Genomic DNA, 19,570 nt, shown 5'->3' on the forward strand with positions numbered 1-19,570 from the left:
CTAATTCACAGACCATTGTTGAACAAAACCACGACCAAGGCTTTCCTGCCCACCAATTTGCAGGATCGAGTAGCTATTGAGGATGTCTTGAAACTCTTCGGTTAAGGTCGATTGCTCTGACTTACGTTGTGTCGTCACTCCCCAGGGAAAATACATCACTGCATCAGGCGGAATTGCTTCCTCATAGCGAAAAGAGCCATCCTTCACTGTCTTATGCTCATCCAGCTTAACTTTGACCTGTCGCCAAAGTCCCATTTGGACAACAGTTGCGAAATACTTGTCAGGCAAAACTAGGACTCGCTCAATAGATTCGGTTTCTGAGCCTTTGGGAATAAATTTCTTCCAATCAGACCAGAGAATCAAATCGCTTTTCTGAAGAATTACATCCTTCAAACAAATCTGGTTGCTGTTGTTGAGGTTGGTGGCGTAGGCGTTAGGGATCGGTGGTTTTTCCGATTGATAAGTTGACCACCGCCGCAACAGCATAGGACAACTGACCCACAGCACACCGTGGCTGAGTGAGGCGATCGGGAACCACAAGATAGAACCATCACCAACCCAAATGCTGCCTTGAGTCAGAGATTCTCGTTGGTCGGTAATTTCATTGCCAAAGAGTCGATAGCAGATGTCTTGGCCCTGGTCAGTGAAAACAGAGGCCCGTAGCCGTCCGCGAATAGTGCTGGAAGGGAGATAGGGAAACTCTGTGTGGGCTTCACGAGCAATTCCCAGCAAGTTGCCCTCTTGGGTTGTGCCACCAGTATGCAATGGCGACAGTAAATAGAGATGGGATAAATTGGTAATCTGGGTAATGCTAGGGGCGGCAGTAGGCATGATCAATTTACTCCGATAAATACATCGTTGGGAATCAATAAAGAGGGTTAAGCTTGCTGAGGCAACGGGGGTTCTTGATAGGGAATCCAGAGGAGTTCGGAGTAGCCTAGCTGTCGCCAGCGGTTAGCTCTGGAGTTGGTTTCTGTTTCGGCAAACAGTCGATCGGGCTGTTCCAAGTAATACTGACTCCCCGGAGCGGCGGCAAAAACTTGGGGCGCAGGAATGCTGGGACTAGCATTTGGTTGATCATCAGCTTTGCCGCGAATTCGACCGGCGATCGGGACAGGTTTAGCTGTGGCAACTCCTGCCAAAGTGCCATCACTAGCCGATCGCCTTAGCTTCCACTCCCAAGGCCAAGGACGACAGGTTGCCACGCCATTGTGCTTGCGTTCAAAGACTCCTGGCGTGGCGAGATAGGCGATCGCCCGTTTGCCCTGAGAGTCCTTAAAATTCGTCTCCGATTGTTGCTTCAAGGCAAGCCAAACCGCATCCAACTGTTCGGCACGGCGCAAAATCGCCCGATGTCCTTCACCACCTAATCGAATCGCCAGGGGCAACCCATAATCATTTTTGATTAGCAATTGATGGGTGTGCGAGTCAACCCCGATTGCCAAGCTCCAACCTTCCTTTAGCCGCACCGCCGTTTCCACAAAATAGCCCCCTTCTTGCTTAACTTGCCGGGTTCCTGGCTCTAGGGAATTGTGTGGCCGAACCTCTTCAGTCCAGGGTTCTTTCTCATCAGGTCGATGCTCAGAAACTAGCCAATCCTCTGAGTTGATCGCCCCAGATTTCAGATACTTCAGCATCACTGAGCTGGGTAGCCAATCCCGATAGGGACGACGATCAGGCTCGTTGCCGTCTTCCTCATCGTCTAAGTCTTCCTCCCCGCAGCGTCGCGGCCGATTTTTCTGAGTTGTGGGATCAGTTTGCCGGACTAATGCGCCTGGTCGATTGTCGGGATAGCGCGCATAAAGATAGGTGCTGCGCTGGCAATTATCATTCGGTTGATTACGACTCTGTTGGTCATTGCTGGTTTGATCATGGCTGCTGCGCCATTCCGGTGGCACCAGTGGATGGGATTTGTAGTAGCCGATCGGGCGTGGAAAATATAGCTCCTCCTGGCGACATAAAAATGGCCCCATCAGGGTCAAATTGGCTTGCGAAACAATTGATCGAATTGCACCCACAATCGTGGCGCTGGGTGGGGGAAATTGGCTACCGGCCCACGCTCGCTCTCCTGGCGAAAAGGGCTTGGCATCCCGAAACATCCACACATCCAACGGACTCAAGGTATACCAGTAGAAAATAGGTTGGTTCTCAGTCATGGTTCACTGATCTCCTCAGCGGATCTGTCGCTTACGGATTAAGAATGCTGCCAATTTGAGCCAAGCCTGCACTTCCCGATTAACCAACTCAGACGCAGTGGTTTTATCAAGAGCTTTGAGAAATGACTGCAAAGTTTGACTGAATTGATCTCGGCTTTCATCGTTTTGGGCAAATGCATCACGGCGGCTGAGAAACCCTTCCACCCAAGGAGTAATTGCCTCATCGATTGGTGGTGGGTGTTGATCCCAAATTTCCGCTGCTTGCTCAAATAGCGCTGCATCCAAATTGGGATGTTGATCAGCAAAGTTCAAGAGGGCTTGCCACTGAGAAAAAGTGTCAAATTTAGCAGTTGCTTGCAGAATATTGCCATTGCCGTAGATCACACGAACTTGAACCGCATCTTTGACAAATTGACGCGGCTTGGCATTTGGATCTGGATTGGGATAGGCATGATCTTTAGCCGCTTTTTCAGCAGCGCGGAGTTGCTCTAGGGCGATCGCGAGGGGAACGCCTTGATTGGCAATCACCACCCCAAAGCTAATTGAGGCTTTTTTACCCAAGGTAAAGAGCGGACGCTTAGGCAAGTTTCGGGGATGACTAGCTCCTTGCCAGCTCCAATAATGACCAGCATTGCTAAATTCGCCTTGAGGATCTTCGTCACCCCGAAAACATTGGCGAACATCCCACAGCCAGCGATCCCACTCCCAAAGATTCGAGTAGGCCAGCACATCATCGCCACCGCTGTAAATCAGTCGGCCCGCATAGCGATCTTCAGTCAGATAAGGCACTAGTCGATTCGAGAAATCCAGGAGCGATCGGCTCAGAGCCGAGTGCGTCGCCGGGCCCATCCGCTTGCATTCATGGGTAAAGCTTTCAAAACTGGTTTTAATCACGGGGTCTTTATAGGTTTTCAGCTTGTCCAACAGTACCTTGGGCAAATAATCTCGATATTTCGTAAGTTTCGTTCCCTTCAACCATTGGTTCATACTGTCGCCATCACCCTGAGCCAACACATACCAATCGGTCGGGTTATTGCTGGGGAAAAACTTGGTAATTTCGGTGGCAATTTCCCTGCGCTTGTTAGCACGAAGAACGGAATTATCAGCAGAAAAATCATCCACCAGCCAGCCAGCATTCACTAGGCGGGGATTGGGCCAAGTATCTTTTTCAGGATCGCGATCAACCCAAGGAATTCCCCAATCGGTGTCGGCAGCCTCTTGAGTCCAATCAAATTCCGTGATGATTGCCTGACAAGCTGCTTGATAGTGCAGCAAGGTCTCGTCAAACTTTTCAGGCGATCGTTCTGCTGTTGTCTTTAACCAACCGGCTAGCCCTGCCGTCAAATCTGGCTGATAGATAGCGCTGCGGTTTCGCAACTCTTTTGCTTGAGGAAAGAACTTTGGTAATAATCGCGGCAAAACTCGCTTGGTGGTTTCGCTGGGGTTGAGCTGTTCGCTCCCGTTGAACAGACCCAAAGTTTTTTCCCAAAATGCGCGCGTGTCGTCTTCTGTAGCCCAGTTGGGATTGTGGGAATTGAGGGGCGATCGCACGGCTGGCCCAATGCCAGAAATAGTCGATCGCGGGCCAAACGCCGTGGGAATTTGCCAAACCCGCGCATTTTTCACCGCCGTCAGGGTCGATCGCGTGGCATCAAACAAGTTGCCCCACCAAGACCCCACGTTCACGTTGGGTTGCTTGTATGCTTTTTTGCTGCGTTGCTCGTCAGTAGCCCTTGGGAGCGTCGTCTCTGTTTCGTCTTCAGAGTCTTCCAAGTCGGGCATTAACCCAAACATAACTTCTACAAACTTGGCTTCTGCGGGTTCTAATAAACCCGCCTGAGCTAATTGGTTTTGCTGCTGACACCAATTTCTAAAAGTTGCTCCGTCTTGATCATTTTTGGTCACCGGTCGCCGGTCTAAGTCTTCATTGGGATCGCCGATCGGGAGGGCCACCCAATAGGGCTGCCATTGGGCTTTAATCCAGGTATTCCAGAGGGATTGGTCGATCGCTTTCCAGGTTTGACCCGTCGATCGCCCATCCCGTCCCTGCAAAATCGCCAGAGACTCAGCAGCAATGTCTGACCACCGCTCACGAACGGACTGCTGAAGCGATTGAGCAGCAGCTTCGATCGGGCTGTGGGCCTGAGGCTGACCGTCAGCATGTCGCTGGCCGTTATCGGGCAAAATCGCCACAATCACATTGGGAAACCCCGCCGTCAGCAAGGCTCGATCGCTGGGTTGCTCAATCCAATCTTTGAAATCAGGGTAAGTTTGCAGCAGCCAGTAATCGATTAGCGGCTGCTCGTAAAGACAGGGATAGAGCAGCACATCGGGCCCATAGTTCCAAGCCAAATCCCAGCAGGCCTTGGCAGATAAGTAGTGCAACGTCCAAGACCCGGCCCACAGATCTCGCAACTTGCGGCTGGCAACAACAAATTCCTGGATGGGCGTGAAAGTGAAAGACAGGACATGGGGCCGTGACTCTGGGCGCTGACTCTGCTTTTTGTATTGCGGGTAGTCTGCGTCGTTGGGGTAGCGACCAGCCAAGGCCCCAGCCAGGGCTGATGTGGTCGAAACATGGCTCCAAAGGCTGGCATCAGGAATGCGTGTATCCGCCGGCAGCAACTGCACTTGCTCCCCCAACTTCCGGGCCAAGGCCGCCGGATAGCAACGCCACAGCCACCAAAAAACTTTTCGATGATCAAGACAATCACGAATCGTTGCGGGAATGCAGTCGATTTCACTTTGGCGAATGTCATCCACTTTGAAGGATGGATCGAATCGCAGGGTTTGGGGTGCCCCCGACATCAGATGGGTGATTTCTAGACCATCGTTGGCTTTGTAACTAACCGAAATTTCATAAGGTAGGCGACCCATACTGGTGCGATCGCTTGCTGACGCAATCAGATCGCATTTGGCAACATGTTTCAGCCAATTGCCTTGCAGGGTATTTTTGCTGGAGTCATAGCGCTCAGGATGCTGTTTTCTCTGGCTATCGCTAACTTTGGGGGAATACCAATCATCCATGCACTTCAGAACATGCCATGGCCCTTCATCGGAGAGATTTTGAACGGGCCGCAATGTCTTGAGTGCAGGATCGTGCAATAGTCCCCAGATTTTGGCCTGCCAATAAATCCGACTGATAGTCGCCATTGTTTTCACGCTTGTGCCTTGGCTCCTATCCTAAAGGATTCAACCCCCAAGGCAGGGGTAAGTTTTAATATTGTTCGTTAAGCAAAATGAATGCTTGTAAGTCTTTGTATTATTGAGTTTGGTGCGATCGCCCCTGGCAACAGAAAATATTATTTTCCATTAGGCAGGCGGCTGGAGATGTGTTAATGGCGACTCGATCGCGCCATGGCTATGAAGAAACGATGGCTCTCGATCGCCTGATGTTGTTGGTGGCCCTGTTGGCACAGGATCCGGGGAGCGGGGCGATCGCAGCGGGAGGCTTGGAGGCGATCGCGGCGGCCCTGCGCGATCGGGCGGCGGCCTTGGGGCGGCCCTTCCCAGAGGATTACCCCTCGATTCCGACGCTGCGGAAGGACTTGGCCACCCTGCGCGACTATGGACTGTTGGGCGAGCGGATGTATCGCTGGGGCTATTACCTGGGGGCGGGGGCCCTGACCGTGGCGGAGTTGACCACGGCCTTGAATGGGTTGCGGCTGTTGGCGATCGACTTGGGCGATCCCCAGGTGGCCGAGGGGTGGGCGGCGATCGAGCGGCGGCTAAAGGCTTGGGACGCGGACTTGGACGGCCAACTGAGCTATCCCCTGCGGCGATCGCTGTCGCGGCCGGTGAGCGAGCTGGATCCAGCAACTCGCATGGCTAAGGGACAACCCTGGGATTCCCTGGCGGGGGAGATGGTGACAATCGAGCAGGCGATTTTGACGGGGCAGGCGATCGAACTGAAAGTGGCACGCTCACCCCAACTGGATGATCGGGGCGAACGGGAGCGGCTTTATCCCTTGCAACTGCTGTTCTATGACGTGGGCTGGTATTTGCTCTATGAAAAATTGGATTCAGGTCAGTTTGCCACGCGCCGGATCGATCGGCTGAGTGCGGAGGTGCGGTGGTTGCCGATGCCGCCCCGAGGCCTGCGGATCCAACGGCAACGGCTGCGCAAAGCAACGGGTCTGCTCTCGGCCGGTTGGGGCTTATTTTTGGGCGAAGCAGCGGATCAAATACGGGAATTGGCGGGCCAGGAACCGTTGCAGTTGGTGGTGGTGCGCTTTCGGCCACCTACCGCGCGGTTCATTGCAGAGGGCGATCACCGCCACCCCACGCAACGGTTGACCTGGGAGTCGGAGACGAGTGGCGAGCCAAGTGGGCTGGAATTTTCCGTGAAGCTACCGAGGCGATCGCTCGGGGAGTTTGAGCGATGGGTGCGGCGGTATGGGAGCGATGCGGTGGTACTTGAACCGCCGGAGTTGGTCGCGAGGTTTCGGCAAATGGCGATCGCCCTGGCCCTGGCCTATGGAGTTGGGGCAGGCGGTTCTAGCTGATTGAGCGCCCCGCAGATATATTTCTTGACAGTTTCGCGGCTGGCAGTCACACCACTGGGCAGCGTGAAAACCATCTCAACGGTGGTTTGGTTATTTTCCGCCAAAGCAAACACATCAATCGGCAAGGCCCGCTGAAAGGCAGTGGCGGGGTTTTCTGCTCGCATCATGCCGCCGGCCACATCAGTGCTGAGAGTGCGAATGCCTTCGCGGGCCAAAATCACCCGCAACTGAAAAAAGGCCCTTTCGACGGATAGGCCTTGGACTTGCACGCGGGCAAAATAGGCGGAACCGTTGAAAAAATCGCCTTTTTTGTCGAAACTTTCTTCACAGGTGGTGGCCAGGGCGGGCGTGCCAAGGCAGAGCAAGGCCAGGCTCAGGAACAGCGATCGCATGGTTTGCATGATCGGATCAAAGAACAAAACCTCAGGATTGCCGATCGGGAATGGGCATGGCCAGATCAGTGTGACACCAAGGAGCCACAGCAAGCGATCGTGTAGAGAATGATGGCGGCCCAAGCGATCAGAAAGGGTCGGTTTGCCCGATCCACCGATCCACAACCTCCGCGAAACAAGGCGGGTTTCAGTCGATCGCCCCAGGTTGTGGATCGGCTAACGCGCGTTCTAGCCGACCGTGATATTTGGCTCCTCGCAGAAATTCACCAACACCGTTTCGCTTTCCGACTCATCCTCAAACACAAAGCTGATGTACCACTCACAGGGCGAATCATTCGTATGCTCCGCCCAGGTGACCGTTGCCCCCTCTCCAGAAGCAATTCCCTCTTCTGGCAAATCGAACTGCGACCATTCCTCATCATCGGGCGAAACCCAAATTTCCAGGATGGCTTGGTCTGTGTTGTTGGTGACCACAAAGCTAAACAAATCGTCCGACATGGGGGGTACATCCCAAAATTGCAGAATACGGCTCCGTTCTAGACTTCAAAGCGGGTCGCTGTGGGCTTTCCTTAGCTTTTCTTCACCACGCCTCTTCACCACGCCGTTTCCTCGCCCGCAATTCAGATTCCAACTCCTATGCTGAAGGTAACCCCTGGTCGATCGGGCATTCCTGACCCGATCGGTCTTGGTTTTGATGAATTTTGATCAATTCAGGAGCAAGTAGGAGCAAGATTCAATGAAATGGACTGGTAAACAAGGCCCATGGCTCGCGGGATTGTCCCTCGCGATCGCCAGTACCGCCGCGATCGGGAGTTGGGGATTTAGCCAATGGCGGGCCCAACAACCCGCCGCAACGGCCCCAGGCTCCACCACCACCGCCCAGGCTAGCCCCGCCCTTTGTCCGCCTGGTGGGGACGCGGCCGGCGGCATGGCGCATCATATGCACTCGATGCAGGTGAGCAGCGAGTTTGAGTTCATTAGTCAGATGATTCCGCACCACCAGGAGGCGATCGACACGGCCAAGCTCGTGCGCGATCGCACCCAACGGCCGGAAATGCGGCAATTTACCCAGGCGATTATTGATGCCCAAAGCCGGGAAGTGAGCCAAATGAAAACATGGCTGCAAACCTGGTATCCCAACCAAACCAGCACCCAGGCCTATCAGCCCATGATGCGTCCCCTGGAACCCTTGCAAGGCGATGCGCTGGATCAGCAGTTTTTGCAAGATATGGTGATGCACCACCAAGGGGCGGTAATGATGGCCCAAAGCCTGATTCAAGGCCAATTGGTGAAACACCCGCCAGTGCAGTCAATGGCTCAGGATGTGATTCGCACCCAAAGCCAGGAGATTGGTCAGATGCAGACCTGGTTGGGGGCTTGGTTCCCGAATGGTGGCCAATGCGGGCGATCGACGGCGGCGGATTCCACGGGCAACGGGTTAATGAACCACGGGAATATGAACCACGGGAACATGAACCACGGCATGAACCATGGAAAACAGCTTTAGGCTCTGTGGGATTCGCCATCGGGTTTGCACCGTGGTGATTCGCCGCTATGACTAATCTGGGTCAATAGTCCAGCAGGGGCCGTGTAGGGCCGGCCGCCAGCATCTATCGGGAATGGCATGGGATCACCATCCCGATCGCCCATCGATTTTGGTTGACTACGGTTGATTCTTAAAGAAATGGCTAAGGAAAAAGCAGCCATTCGCCACAACTTCAACGAATTTTCTGAGGAAATGGCCCTGGCACTTTCTGGGACAATTTGGACAACCCAACGCCCAGGGGGCATTTTCTGAGCCGAAAAAACCGTCAGGAAATTTTTACAAATTCCACAGGAGGGCGATCGCCGGCCGGCGGGAACCTTGGTATCGTGGAGATATAAATCGTATACCGCAATACGAAATAAATCAGGAAGCTTACTTCCTAACGTTATATTTGCGCCGTTTTAGCGCTAGTTTGGCGCTGTTTTGGTGCTTTGCGGGGTTTCGCTCACGCCACCGAACTGCTCGATCGATTCATCACCGCCGAATCTGTTCCTCAAGAATTTCACCGTATGCTGGCCAGCGATCGCGCCCTGAAATTTAATCCCCTGGATGCGGGGCAACCCAGCCGCATCCTGATTGTTGAAGACGAAGAACTAATCCGCGATATGGTGGCTGCGGCCCTGCGCGACGAGGGCTATGAAGTGTTAGTGGCGGCCGATGGGGCTGCGGCCTTGAACCTGTTGAATCTCAACAATCCTGGCGACATGAACCGCCCGCCCGATTTGATTGTTCTGGATTTGATGTTGCCTCGGGTGAATGGGCTGGATCTGTGTCGGCTGTTGCGCCAGCGCCAAGATCCCGTGCCGATTTTGATGCTGAGTGCCAAGGGCAGCGAGACCGATCGGGTGTTGGGGTTGGAAGTGGGGGCCGATGACTACCTCACGAAGCCCTTCAGTATGCGGGAGTTGGTGGCTCGTTGTCGGGCCCTGCTGCGGCGCAATCGGATCGTGAGCGCGGCCCAGCCGGAAGTGCTGCGCTATCGGGATATTGAACTTTATCCCCAGGAATGCCGGGTGGTGGTGCGGACTCAGGAAGTGAACCTGTCGCCGAAGGAATTTCGACTGCTGGAATTGTTTGTGCAACATCCCCGGCGGGTTTGGTCTCGGGAACAGTTGCTGGAGCGAATTTGGGGCATTGACTTCATTGGCGACAGCAAAACCGTTGATGTGCACATCCGCTGGCTGCGGGAAAAGGTTGAGCTAGATCCCAGCACGCCTGAATACATCGTCACCATTCGCGGCTTTGGCTATCGATTTGGTTAGTGTCCTAGTCGGTTTAGGACTGGGGCTAGGGGTTGGGGTGTGGCAACAGGCGCGGCTGCGTTCTCGCCTGATGCAGCTTTTTGCGCCCATTTTGGCCGATGAGGTGGCGATTCCGTTGGGGCTGGAGTCCTTGGTGCGGCGCGGGGTGGTGGCGGCGCTCGATCGGGAAGTAGCCCTGGAGTCTCAGCTCGAAATCTGGGAGAAGGCCCTGGTGGCGGCTCCGATCGCCTTTCTGTGGGTCGATCGCGATGATGGCTTGCGGTGGTGCAATGACCGGGCGCGGGAGCTGTTCGCCATCCGTCAGTGGCAACCCAACCAAGACCGCCTCTTGATTGAGGTGGTGCGCTCCTACGATTTGGATCAGTTGGTGCAACAAACCCGGCGGGGCCGGCTCACTTGCCAACGGGACTGGACGTTTTATGGAGAGCCGCGGCCGGAGCCAACGGAATCGACGGAGGGCCCGGAGTTGAGCGACCACGGGACGATCGATCCCCCCTTGCCGGGGCCGGGAACCGCCACCAAGGGGGTGGGGTTGGCCCTGCGAGGGTGGGGAATTCCGCTGCCCCATGGTCACGTGGCGATTTTTGTGGAAAATTGCCAGCAGATGGTGGATTTAGCCCGCAGTCGCAACCGGTGGATCAATGACTTGGCCCATGAGTTGCGCACGCCCCTCACGTCCATTCAGTTGGTGTTTGAAACCCTGCAAAAGCAACTGGAGCCGCCCCTGAGCCATTGGGTCGATCGAGCCATGCCGGAAGTGAAACGGCTGGTGCGCTTTGTGCAAGATTGGCTGGATTTGAGCCAAATGGAACAGAATCCGGGGCAAATTTTGCGCCTGGAGGTGTTGGACTTGGTGGAGGTGGCCCAGGCGGCTTGGCAGTCGGTGGAACCCTTGGCGGAACGAAAATCGGTGGCGCTGGTGCTCGATCGGGATGGGTTAGATCATCTCTGGCTCCAGGGCGATCGGGCCAAGCTCCATCGGCTGCTGTTGAATTTGCTGGACAATGCGATTAAGTACAGCCCAGAAGGTGGGCAAATTTGGCTGCACATTTCCCAAGATGCGCCGGCCTTGACCTTGCCCCAACCGCCCGGGGAGTTGGCGGAAGATTTGGCGGAGGAGTTGGGTTTGGCGAACCAGTCGGGCGATCGCGCCTCGGAGCCTGACCCGCACTGGGCCGCCGGAGCGCCCCAGCCCAACCCCCAAGCCGCCACCCCCCTCTCCGACCCAGACAACGACCCGATCGCCACCTGGGCCTATGCCGATGTGATTGATATGGGGCCCGGATTTTCGCCCACGGATTTACCTCACATTTTCGAGCGGCTCTATCGCGGCGACGCTTCCCGCACCCGCGAAACCGATGCCATGATTGCGCCCCAACTCCCCAGCACCGGCAGCGGCCTGGGGCTGGCGATCGCCCGGCAAATTGCGATCGCCCATGGGGGGCAAATTACCGGCAGCAACGACCCCAAAACCGGCGGCGCAAGGCTGCGGGTAGCCCTGCCGATTCGGGCCATCCGCCAACCCCTGGATGATTTGTAGTGCTTGACGATGGGGAGCAATCCCCAAAAACACCGATAACCAGGGTGATCGAGCTGTTTGGTAGCCAACAGCACCCCAATCGGTGCAAAAATTTTGAACAATCATCCCAGGGGTGATGCTCCTCGGGATTGTGGCAGATCAGCCCACTAAAGTTTGGTTAAATTCCCACTAAACTTCTGAGCCGGAACCCCCATCTTAAGAAAATATAAGATATAAAGGAAAGGCAATCTTTTGAAATGCATCCATTAATTTCTCATTTCCATTCCCCTTTTTACCGAGGCATTTTTATTCCAATCCTTATCCATCAGACAATCGCCAATTAGTCCCATGGCAGCCTCGATTAATCCTAGATTGATCTTGTGTAGATTGTCCTTTCATGAACCTTTGATCAGACAACAGCACGAGTCATTAAGCATGAGTCATTAATCACCCCCGCCGATGTTCCGTTGTCATTCCTTGCTAGCTTCCCAATTGCTCAAAAATCGTCAAATCCATCAAGATCGATTGGGATTTGACCCAACAGTTCCTAATTCTAGTGCTGTCCGTTCCTAGCAGCTTCCCAGAAACTTCCCGGAAGTTTTTCCATCACCTTTGGATCAGTCTTCCCCTGGCAATCAAACTCTCGGCACGATCGGCTTTGTTCAAAATATCTGCCCGAATATCTGCCCAAGTTTCTGCCCGAATTTCTGCCCAAAATATTCATAGCCAAGCGCCAAGGCCCTAAGCCGCACTCATCTTTCTTTGCTAGCCCCCAAACCAAGAACCAGTAATTCATCAAGAATTCATAGTGCAATTCATGGTTTTGAGCCTTCACTTTCACCGATCACGCCATTCGTGACTCCTCCATCCTCTAACTCTTTTTCTCATCTTTTCTCATCGATCAATGTAGCTCGTAGGCTTTTAGGGCATTGGAATTTTGGTTCCTTGAAGTGAGTGTTTTCAATAGAACTGAGCGGGCAGCGTCATTGCGGGGCAAGGTCTCAATTCAAAAGGAAATCATCAACAAGACATCATCATGAGCCGATGATCACGGTTTCCAAAGTAGGGTTGGGACGAGCTGTTGATTCATTCTGTTGTTTATGAAGGTTCCATGATTGCTGTAGACGTGAAACGATCTTTGTTTTCCACTGCTTCGGGTGCGGCCACCAAACCGACGGCGATCGAACGCAAAATCAAGCGAGTTTGCCAAGATGTGCTGCGGATGGGAGCGCTGGTTGAGGATTCGTTTCGCCTCACTCAGCAAGCCCTGTTTGCCCGCGACCTGTCCACGATCGAGCGGATCAATGCCCTCGAAGACCGCATCGATGAGTTCTATCGCCAAATTGAACTCGACTGCGTGGTCACCATGACCCTGAACGCTCCGGTGGCGGAAAATTGCCGCTGGCTGAGTGCCCTGATGCAGTTGGTGCGGGACTTGGAACGCATTGGCGATTATTCCCAGGACTTGGCGGATATTGCGGTGCGCCTGTTTCCCTATGGGCCCCATCCCCATCTGGAGGAGGTGGAAGCCATGGCTCGCCAAACCCTGACCATGTTGGGCATGAGTTTGGCGGCGTTGGTGGAGCCAGATCCCGAGGCGGGGGCCCGGCTCCAAGCGGCGGACAATGTGGTGGATGAGGCCTACGATCGCCTCTATGGCCTGTTGGCCACGCAGCGGGATGTGCCGGGCCCGATCGAGCCGGTGTTGCTGATGGTGCTGACCATTCGCCACATTGAGCGCATGGCCGACCATGCCACCAATATTGCCCAACGCGCGTCCTATATCGTGACGGGTCACCGCTCCTAGCCATCCCCTAAGCCCCAAACAGCCAAAGCCAGAGGGGCAGGGTGAAGGGCAAAACCACGGTTCCCAGGGCCACGCTAGACACGGCCAAGTCCCGATCGAGGTCGTAGGCTTCGGCAATGACCAAACAGGCAAAGGCGGGGGGCATGGCCATTTGCAACACCAAAACCAAGAGGGTTGGCCCCTGCCATCCCCAACCCCGCAGGGTCAACCCCACCACCAGGGGCACGATCGCCATTTTGATCACCAACAGGGCGATCGCCGGAGCCGTGGCATTGCCCCAACGCAACTGACTGAGCCGCATTCCAATTAACACCAAGGCCAGGGCCACCACAGTCCAAGCGATGGCCGTCAGCCCTCGATCGATCACCTGGGGCAGGGCGATCGATCGCGACCCCAAGCCCGCCAGGGCCCCCCAAACCGTCGGATTCACCAAGCCCGCCCGCACCATGCCCCAACCGTCGCTCGATTGGCCCCCCAGCCGAGCCGCCAGGGCCGAACCCACCCCATAGGCCCCCAAGGTTGTGCCCGCCACATCAAAAAACAGGGCCCAGGCAAATTGCCCACTCCCGACCAAGGCCAGGGCGATCGGGAAGCCCAAATAGCCCGTGTTGCCAAACATGCTCCCCAGCCAAAAACTGGCTCGCCGTTGGGGAGCGGTCACCCCTTGCCAGTGCAGCCATCCCCAAGCAAGACAGCCGGCCAGAGCGATCGACCCCCAAGCCACCAAGGGAGCCAGCCAAGCTTGGCCGCTCAGATCGGTTTGGCGCAAAAAGGCCACGCAGCTCAGGGGCACGCCCACCCAAAACAACCCTTGCCCGATCGCCCCGGACACCCGCGCCGGGAGCCAGCGGCCCAACAACACCCCCAAACCCACCCCACCGGCCAAGGTGGCGTATAACTTCCCCAACACAACTGCATTCAACGCCATTCGTTTCCCTGCCTTTGCCCAACAGTTCCCAATTCAGCTCCAATTGCAGACCCAATTCAGATCCCATTCAGACTCAATTCAAATTCAGTTCCCGATCCAATCCCGATCCAATCCAGACCCAATTCAGATTCAGTTCAAAGTCAGTTCAAATTCAGTCCGGTTTAGTTTCGGGCCAAGATTCCACAAAAACTCGCCCGATTTCCATCAAACCCATCCCCACAGCGCTCCAACCGGCCGCCGTTGCCGCCAAACACTTGGGCAATCGCCATTCGATCGATCACATCCTCTCTTTCGCGAACCCCATGGCAAGCGCTACAGTGTCGAAAACCAAATAAGCCACGTCAGAATCTGGCAAGCCTCGCCCATTTCCCTTGGCTTGCTGATCCGACGATCGCACCGTTAAATAAAACGTGAAGCATTCCCGGGGAGAAGCCAGCTAAACCATGAAAGCCATGATCCTTGCGGCAGGCAAAGGCACGCGTGTTCGGCCGATCACCTTCACCGTGCCTAAGCCGATGATCCCCATCCTGCAAAAGCCAGTGATGGAATTCCTGATCGAGCTTTTGCGCCAACACGGCTTTGATCAAGTGGTGGTGAACGTCAGCCACCTGGCCAAGGAAATTGAAGACTATTTCCGCGATGGCCAGCGATTTGGGGTCGAAATTGCCTACTCCTTTGAAGGATTTGTGGAAGACGGCGAGCTGATTGGCAAAGCTCTCGGGTCTGCGGGTGGCCTGCGCAAAATCCAAGACTTCTCCCCCTTCTTTGATGACACCTTTGTGGTGCTTTGTGGCGATGCGCTGATTGATTTGGACTTGACCGCCGCCGTCAAATTCCACAAGGCCAAAGGCTCCCTCGCCACGATCGTCATGAAATCCGTGCCCCGCGATGAGGTGTCCAGCTATGGGGTGGTGTTGACGGATCCGGACGGCCGGATCAAGGCATTCCAGGAAAAACCCGCCGTGGAAGAAGCCCTCAGCACCAGCATCAACACTGGGATTTATATCTTTGAGCCGGAAATTTTCAACTACATTCCCCCGGGCTGTGAGTATGACATTGGGGGCGACTTGTTTCCCAAGCTGGTGGAAATGGGTGCGCCGTTCTATGGCATCACCATGGACTTTCAGTGGGTGGATATTGGAAAAGTGCCGGACTACTGGCGGGCCATTCGCAGTGTGCTGTTAGGGGAAGTGCAAAACGTGGCCATTCCTGGACGGCAGGTGCGTCCGGGGGTTTATACGGGGCTGAATGTGGCGGTCAACTGGGACAAGGTTGAGATCCAAGGGCCGGTGTATATCGGGGGCATGAGCCGGATTGATGATGGGGCAAAGATTATTGGCCCCACGGCGATCGGGCAAAACTGCCACATTTGCAGCGGGGCCACGGTGGAAAACAGCGTGATTTTTGAATATTCCCGCTTGGGGCCGGGCGTGCGACTGGTGGATAAACTGGTGTTCGGTCGCTATTGTGTGGATAAGACGGGCGCGACGATCGATGTGCAGGCGGCGGCCCTGGATTGGCTGATTACGGATGCCAGACAGGTGATGCCTGCTACACCCACGGAGGAAGGCCAGGCGATCGCGGAGCTGTTGCAGTTGGAGTGAGCCAAGGAGGGCGATCGGGATCGGGCCCCGATCAAGCCAGCCCCTGAAGTGAACTCGGCTGCGGGAATTTCCCGATCGACAATCCAGGAAATTCCCATCGGGTCTGCAAAAGACCGTCTACCCTTTTGCAGGATTGTCAGTTAGCATTGGCGAGAAGTTTTAGACAGGCATCAGTATGGCCGAGGGTCGAGTAGCGTTTTTAGCAGGCTGCGCCATTACGGGATCGCTGGCATTTGCGGTCGCGAAGGGATGGATTGCGGTGGGCGCGCCTCCGTCCTCGGTTCCCGGGCTGTCGGAAAATCCCAGTGGGGTTCCCCTGCTTGAAGGGGGTGGCCAACTGCCCCCGGCCCCCACGGTGACCATGCTGCCCTCGCCGCCACCCACGGCCTTGTCCGCTGCCCGCCCCAGTGCCGCCGCGAATGGTGCGGCTGATGCGACGGCCACCCCTCCCACAGGCGACAGCACGATCGCCAAGATTGAGGAGCGGTTGCGGAAAAGCGAAGACCAACTGAAGGAAATTCAAGCGGACTTGCGAGAAGACCGCAAAGATCGGGAGCGCCTAACGGCGGCGGTGGATAAACTGAGCACCGCCGTGCAGGGCCAGGAAAAAAACCTCACTTCCATGGCCTTGGATGACAAGTTGGCGCAAATTGCGGCTAACCGGGGTGAACAGCAACCCCCGGGCCAGTGGGGCAACGGCATCCTTTGGGCCCTGGGGGGCATGGTGCTGACGGTCAGCAGCATTGTGATGGCGGGGGTGATTTCCACCATGGCCCGGCAAAACCGAGGAAGCTATGGTGCGCCGCCCCACAGCCCGCAACCGTTCCACCCCATCCGAGTGGTTCCTACCTATTTACCTCGGGCCCGTCAGGATCAGACGGTGCGCCGGGAGCCGGGGACGGCGGATTTTGTGGAATACGATTACTAATTAGCAAGCGATGGGCCGGTTCTAGGCTTTTGCGAGATAGTTGCAAGGTTTGGGTGGCGATCGGGAAATGACGGTGGGTGGCCTGTGGGTGGCCGGTGATGGCAATGCGTTCCTGATCATGGGGCGGTGATGCACGATCGGGCGTTGAGTTTGGCCCGCCAAGGGGATTGGTCGGGAGCGATCGCCCTGTGGCAACAGATGGCGGCGGCGGCCCCCCACGATGGGGCCACTTGGAAGAATTTAGGAATTGCCTATTACCGATCGGGGCATTGGCTCCAGTCGATCGACTGCTATCAACGGGCGATCGCTTTGCGGCCGGCGGATCCGGGCTTGCGGGTCAACCTGGGAGCAGCCCTCAAACAGGCCCAACAGCTCCCGGCGGCCGTGGCGGAATATGAACGGGCGATCGCCCTGGATCCCAATCATTGGGATGCCCATCGCAACTTGGCCAATGCTTTGGAAAAGCTGGGCGACCTAATTCCCGCCGAAATCCATATTCGGCAGGTGGTGGCAGCGTTGCCCCAATGCGCCAAAGCCCGCCACAGCTTGGGCAATATTCTTTGGGAACAGGGGCGCTATGAGGACGCGATCGCCCAATATAACCAGGCCTTGGCGATCGAGCCGGATTTCCATGAGGCGATCGCCAATCGGGGCATGGTGCAAATGACCCTCGGCCAATGGGAACAGGGCCTGGTGGACTATGAGCACCGTTGGTTTTGTGTGGAAACGGCGCGAGGGCTGCCGCCGGTTCCCTTTCCTCAACCGGTTTGGACGGGAGCGCAACCGCTGGTGGGCAAAACCGTTCTGCTCTACTCAGATATGGGCTTTGGGGATGCGCTGAACTTTGTGCGCTATGCTCCCCTGTTGGCGGCCCGAGGAGCGCGGGTGCTGCTGGAATGTCCGAGGCCCCTGGCTCGGCTGTTTGGGACGGTGACGGGTGTGGCGCAGGTGGTGATTCGGGGGGAAACGCCACCGCCGTTCGATTATTGGTCGCCGTTGATGAGTTTGCCGGCCGCCTTTGGCACCACGCCGGCCACCATTCCAGCGGATATTCCCTATTTTCAGTTAGGCCAATCGCTTCAGTCGCCGCAGTCACTTCCAGGGTTTCCACCGTCAACCCAGGGGCTGATCGAGCCGGAACCTTCACCAATTGCCTCGCCAGCGGGTCAACGGTGGGGATTTGTTTGGGCTTCCGGCAAAACAGGAGCCACAGCCCGCAAGCGATCGACCGCTTTGGCCCAATGGGCGGCCCTGTTGCGATCGCCCGGTTATCAGTTTTTGAGTTTGCAAACGGAAACCAGCCCCGAGGAGCGGGCCTGGCTAGCCGATCGGGGCATTCCCGCCTTGGGCGATCGGCTCACGGATTTTGCGGACACGGCCCACGCGATCGCCCAACTGGATGGGGTGATCACCGTAGACACCGCCACGGCCCACCTGGCCGGGGCGATCGGCAAACCGGTTTGGATTCTGTTGCCGGCCGTGCCCGATTGGCGCTGGCTGCTGAACACCGATCGCACTCGTTGGTATCCCACGGCCCGACTCTTTCGCCAACCGAAAATTGGGGATTGGGCGGCGGTTTTTGACCAAATACAAAGGGCGCTGGCCCCATGACCAACGCCCCAAAAATAGCCGATTCGCAAGATATGGCATCCGGGCAATTCCCTCCGCCAGACTAACGACTCACGAGAGGGGCCAGCCGGGCGATCGACTCGCCCTAGAAACCCGTCCTAGAAACCCATTGCTTGGGCCACCGCCGCCAACTCTGGCTCAATACCTTGGTGGTACTGGTTTTGGGAGGTTTTCAGGGCCGTATCCGGATCCTTCAACCCATTTCCCGTCAGCACGCAAACCACCGTGGCCCCGGCGGGCACTTGATCGCGCACCTTCAGCAGCCCCGCCACGGAAGCCGCGCTAGCCGGTTCGCAGAACACACCTTCTTCGCCCGCTAGCAGTTGGTAGGCCTCCAGAATTTCTTCATCGGTGACCGCCTCAAAGCCGCCTTGGCTGGCATCCCGCACCGCCAGCGCCTTATCCCAACTGGCGGGCTTGCCGATGCGAATAGCCGTCGCGATCGTGTGTGGATCCAAAACCGGACGGCCCACCACCAACGGCGCAGACCCGGCCGCCTGGAAGCCCATCATTCGGGGCAACCGCTGGCATCGTTGCTCCTGGTGATATTCACAGAAGCCCATCCAATAGGCGGTGATGTTCCCGGCATTCCCCACGGGCACACAGAGCCAGTCCGGTGCATCGCCCAGGGCATCCACTACCTCGAAGGCGGCGGTTTTTTGCCCCTGAAGCCGATAGGGGTTCACGGAGTTCACCAGGGTGATCGGATAGTCGTTGGCCATTTGACGCACCAACTCCAACGCCCGATCGAAGTTGCCCCGAATCGCCAGCACCTCAGCGCCGTAGAGCAGGGCTTGGGCCAGCTTGCCCAAAGCCACATAGCCATCGGGAATTAAGACAAAAGCCTTGAGGCCACCCCGGCGGGCATAGGCAGCAGCGGCGGCGGAGGTGTTGCCCGTGCTGGCACAAATCACCGCCTTGGCTCCGGCTTCCTTGGCTTTGGTTACGGCCATGGTCATCCCCCGGTCTTTGAAGCTGCCGGTGGGATTCAAACCGTCATATTTCACGTAAACTTTCACGCCACGCCCAATCCGATCGGCCACGGACGGGACGGGAATTAACGGTGTATTACCCTCGTGTAGGGTGACAACGGGCGTGGAGTCGGTAACGGGGAGGTAGCGGCGATAGGTTTCGATCAGGCCGCGCCAGCCTCCCGGGGGCGCTGGAACCTGTGCCGTACTGGCCGTGCGAGGATCAACAATTGAGGCGGATTCGACGACGGGTAAACGAGCGGTCACAGAGCGTCTACAACTCCAACGTGCTTGCAGATTACCCAAACAGTTTAACCTGACAG

General features: G+C 56.2%; 15 protein-coding genes. 8 read left to right on the forward strand and 7 right to left on the reverse strand.

Annotated elements, in window-relative coordinates; translation table 11 throughout:
* Genes cmr4 through H6G52_RS14065 form a run of 3 tightly spaced genes read right to left on the reverse strand, consistent with a single transcriptional unit; the run spans position 1 to position 5,309 of the window.
* Positions 1-831 (reverse strand): type III-B CRISPR module RAMP protein Cmr4, encoded by an 831-nt coding sequence (gene cmr4 / locus H6G52_RS14055; protein ID WP_190529149.1) that lies wholly within the window; start codon positions 829-831, stop codon positions 1-3.
* 47 nt (positions 832-878) lie between these two features.
* A complete protein-coding gene (locus H6G52_RS14060) occupies positions 879-2,156 on the reverse strand; it encodes a type III-B CRISPR module-associated Cmr3 family protein (RefSeq protein WP_190529151.1) in 1,278 nt (425 codons plus the stop codon).
* 15 nt (positions 2,157-2,171) lie between these two features.
* Positions 2,172-5,309: a type III-B CRISPR-associated protein Cas10/Cmr2 gene (locus H6G52_RS14065; protein ID WP_199312427.1), complete on the reverse strand. Its 3,138-nt coding sequence runs from the start codon at positions 5,307-5,309 to the stop codon at positions 2,172-2,174.
* Positions 5,310-5,494: 185 nt separating this feature from the next.
* Here H6G52_RS14065 and H6G52_RS14070 point away from each other — a divergent pair, with 185 nt between their 5' ends.
* Positions 5,495-6,661 carry a YafY family protein gene (locus H6G52_RS14070; RefSeq protein WP_190529153.1) on the forward strand — a complete coding sequence of 389 codons (1,167 nt, stop codon included), beginning with the start codon at positions 5,495-5,497 and terminating at the stop codon, positions 6,659-6,661.
* On the opposite strand, the gene H6G52_RS14075 is transcribed toward H6G52_RS14070, so the two are convergent.
* Positions 6,631-7,062: a hypothetical protein gene (locus H6G52_RS14075; RefSeq protein ID WP_190529155.1), complete on the reverse strand. Its 432-nt coding sequence runs from the start codon at positions 7,060-7,062 to the stop codon at positions 6,631-6,633. The genes H6G52_RS14070 and H6G52_RS14075 overlap by 31 nt on opposite strands.
* Positions 7,063-7,281: 219 nt before the next feature.
* Positions 7,282-7,551 (reverse strand): hypothetical protein, encoded by a 270-nt coding sequence (locus H6G52_RS14080; protein WP_099531546.1) that lies wholly within the window; start codon positions 7,549-7,551, stop codon positions 7,282-7,284.
* A 238-nt stretch (positions 7,552-7,789) separates the two neighbouring features.
* Here H6G52_RS14080 and H6G52_RS14085 point away from each other — a divergent pair, with 238 nt between their 5' ends.
* The 4 genes from H6G52_RS14085 to phoU all read left to right on the forward strand — a co-directional run bounded on the left by H6G52_RS14085 (position 7,790) and on the right by phoU (position 13,187).
* The gene (locus H6G52_RS14085) at positions 7,790-8,560 is read left to right on the forward strand and encodes a DUF305 domain-containing protein (RefSeq protein ID WP_190529157.1); all 771 of its coding nucleotides are present in this window, start codon (positions 7,790-7,792) and stop codon (positions 8,558-8,560) included.
* Positions 8,561-9,111: 551 nt separating this feature from the next.
* Positions 9,112-9,861, forward strand: a complete 750-nt coding sequence (locus H6G52_RS14090) for a response regulator (protein ID WP_190354540.1) — start codon at positions 9,112-9,114, stop codon at positions 9,859-9,861.
* Positions 9,842-11,401 carry a cell wall metabolism sensor histidine kinase WalK gene (locus tag H6G52_RS18915; RefSeq protein WP_190529159.1) on the forward strand — a complete coding sequence of 520 codons (1,560 nt, stop codon included), beginning with the start codon at positions 9,842-9,844 and terminating at the stop codon, positions 11,399-11,401. Before H6G52_RS14090 ends, H6G52_RS18915 begins: the two co-directional genes overlap by 20 nt.
* Positions 11,402-12,491: 1,090 nt before the next feature.
* Positions 12,492-13,187: a phosphate signaling complex protein PhoU gene (gene phoU / locus H6G52_RS14100; RefSeq protein WP_190354475.1), complete on the forward strand. Its 696-nt coding sequence runs from the start codon at positions 12,492-12,494 to the stop codon at positions 13,185-13,187.
* 7 nt (positions 13,188-13,194) lie between these two features.
* Here phoU and H6G52_RS14105 read toward each other — a convergent pair whose 3' ends face one another.
* A complete protein-coding gene (locus tag H6G52_RS14105; protein WP_190529161.1) occupies positions 13,195-14,115 on the reverse strand; it encodes an AEC family transporter in 921 nt (306 codons plus the stop codon).
* Positions 14,116-14,558: 443 nt separating this feature from the next.
* Between H6G52_RS14105 and H6G52_RS14110 the strand changes: the two genes are divergently transcribed.
* The 3 genes from H6G52_RS14110 to H6G52_RS14120 all read left to right on the forward strand — a co-directional run bounded on the left by H6G52_RS14110 (position 14,559) and on the right by H6G52_RS14120 (position 18,258).
* Positions 14,559-15,719 carry a sugar phosphate nucleotidyltransferase gene (locus H6G52_RS14110; protein ID WP_099533069.1) on the forward strand — a complete coding sequence of 387 codons (1,161 nt, stop codon included), beginning with the start codon at positions 14,559-14,561 and terminating at the stop codon, positions 15,717-15,719.
* A gap of 175 nt (positions 15,720-15,894) precedes the next feature.
* Positions 15,895-16,647 (forward strand): hypothetical protein, encoded by a 753-nt coding sequence (locus H6G52_RS14115; protein WP_190354477.1) that lies wholly within the window; start codon positions 15,895-15,897, stop codon positions 16,645-16,647.
* Positions 16,648-16,776: 129 nt separating this feature from the next.
* Positions 16,777-18,258: a tetratricopeptide repeat protein gene (locus tag H6G52_RS14120; RefSeq protein WP_190529163.1), complete on the forward strand. Its 1,482-nt coding sequence runs from the start codon at positions 16,777-16,779 to the stop codon at positions 18,256-18,258.
* Between the two features lie 116 nt (positions 18,259-18,374).
* Here H6G52_RS14120 and thrC read toward each other — a convergent pair whose 3' ends face one another.
* Complete coding sequence (gene thrC / locus H6G52_RS14125; protein WP_099533102.1) at positions 18,375-19,478, reverse strand: threonine synthase; 1,104 nt, start codon at positions 19,476-19,478, stop codon at positions 18,375-18,377.
* Positions 19,479-19,570: the final 92 nt, after the last annotated feature.

It is taken from the genome of Limnothrix sp. FACHB-881, assembly GCF_014698135.1.
Taxonomy (GTDB): Bacteria; Cyanobacteriota; Cyanobacteriia; order CACIAM-69d; family CACIAM-69d; genus CACIAM-69d.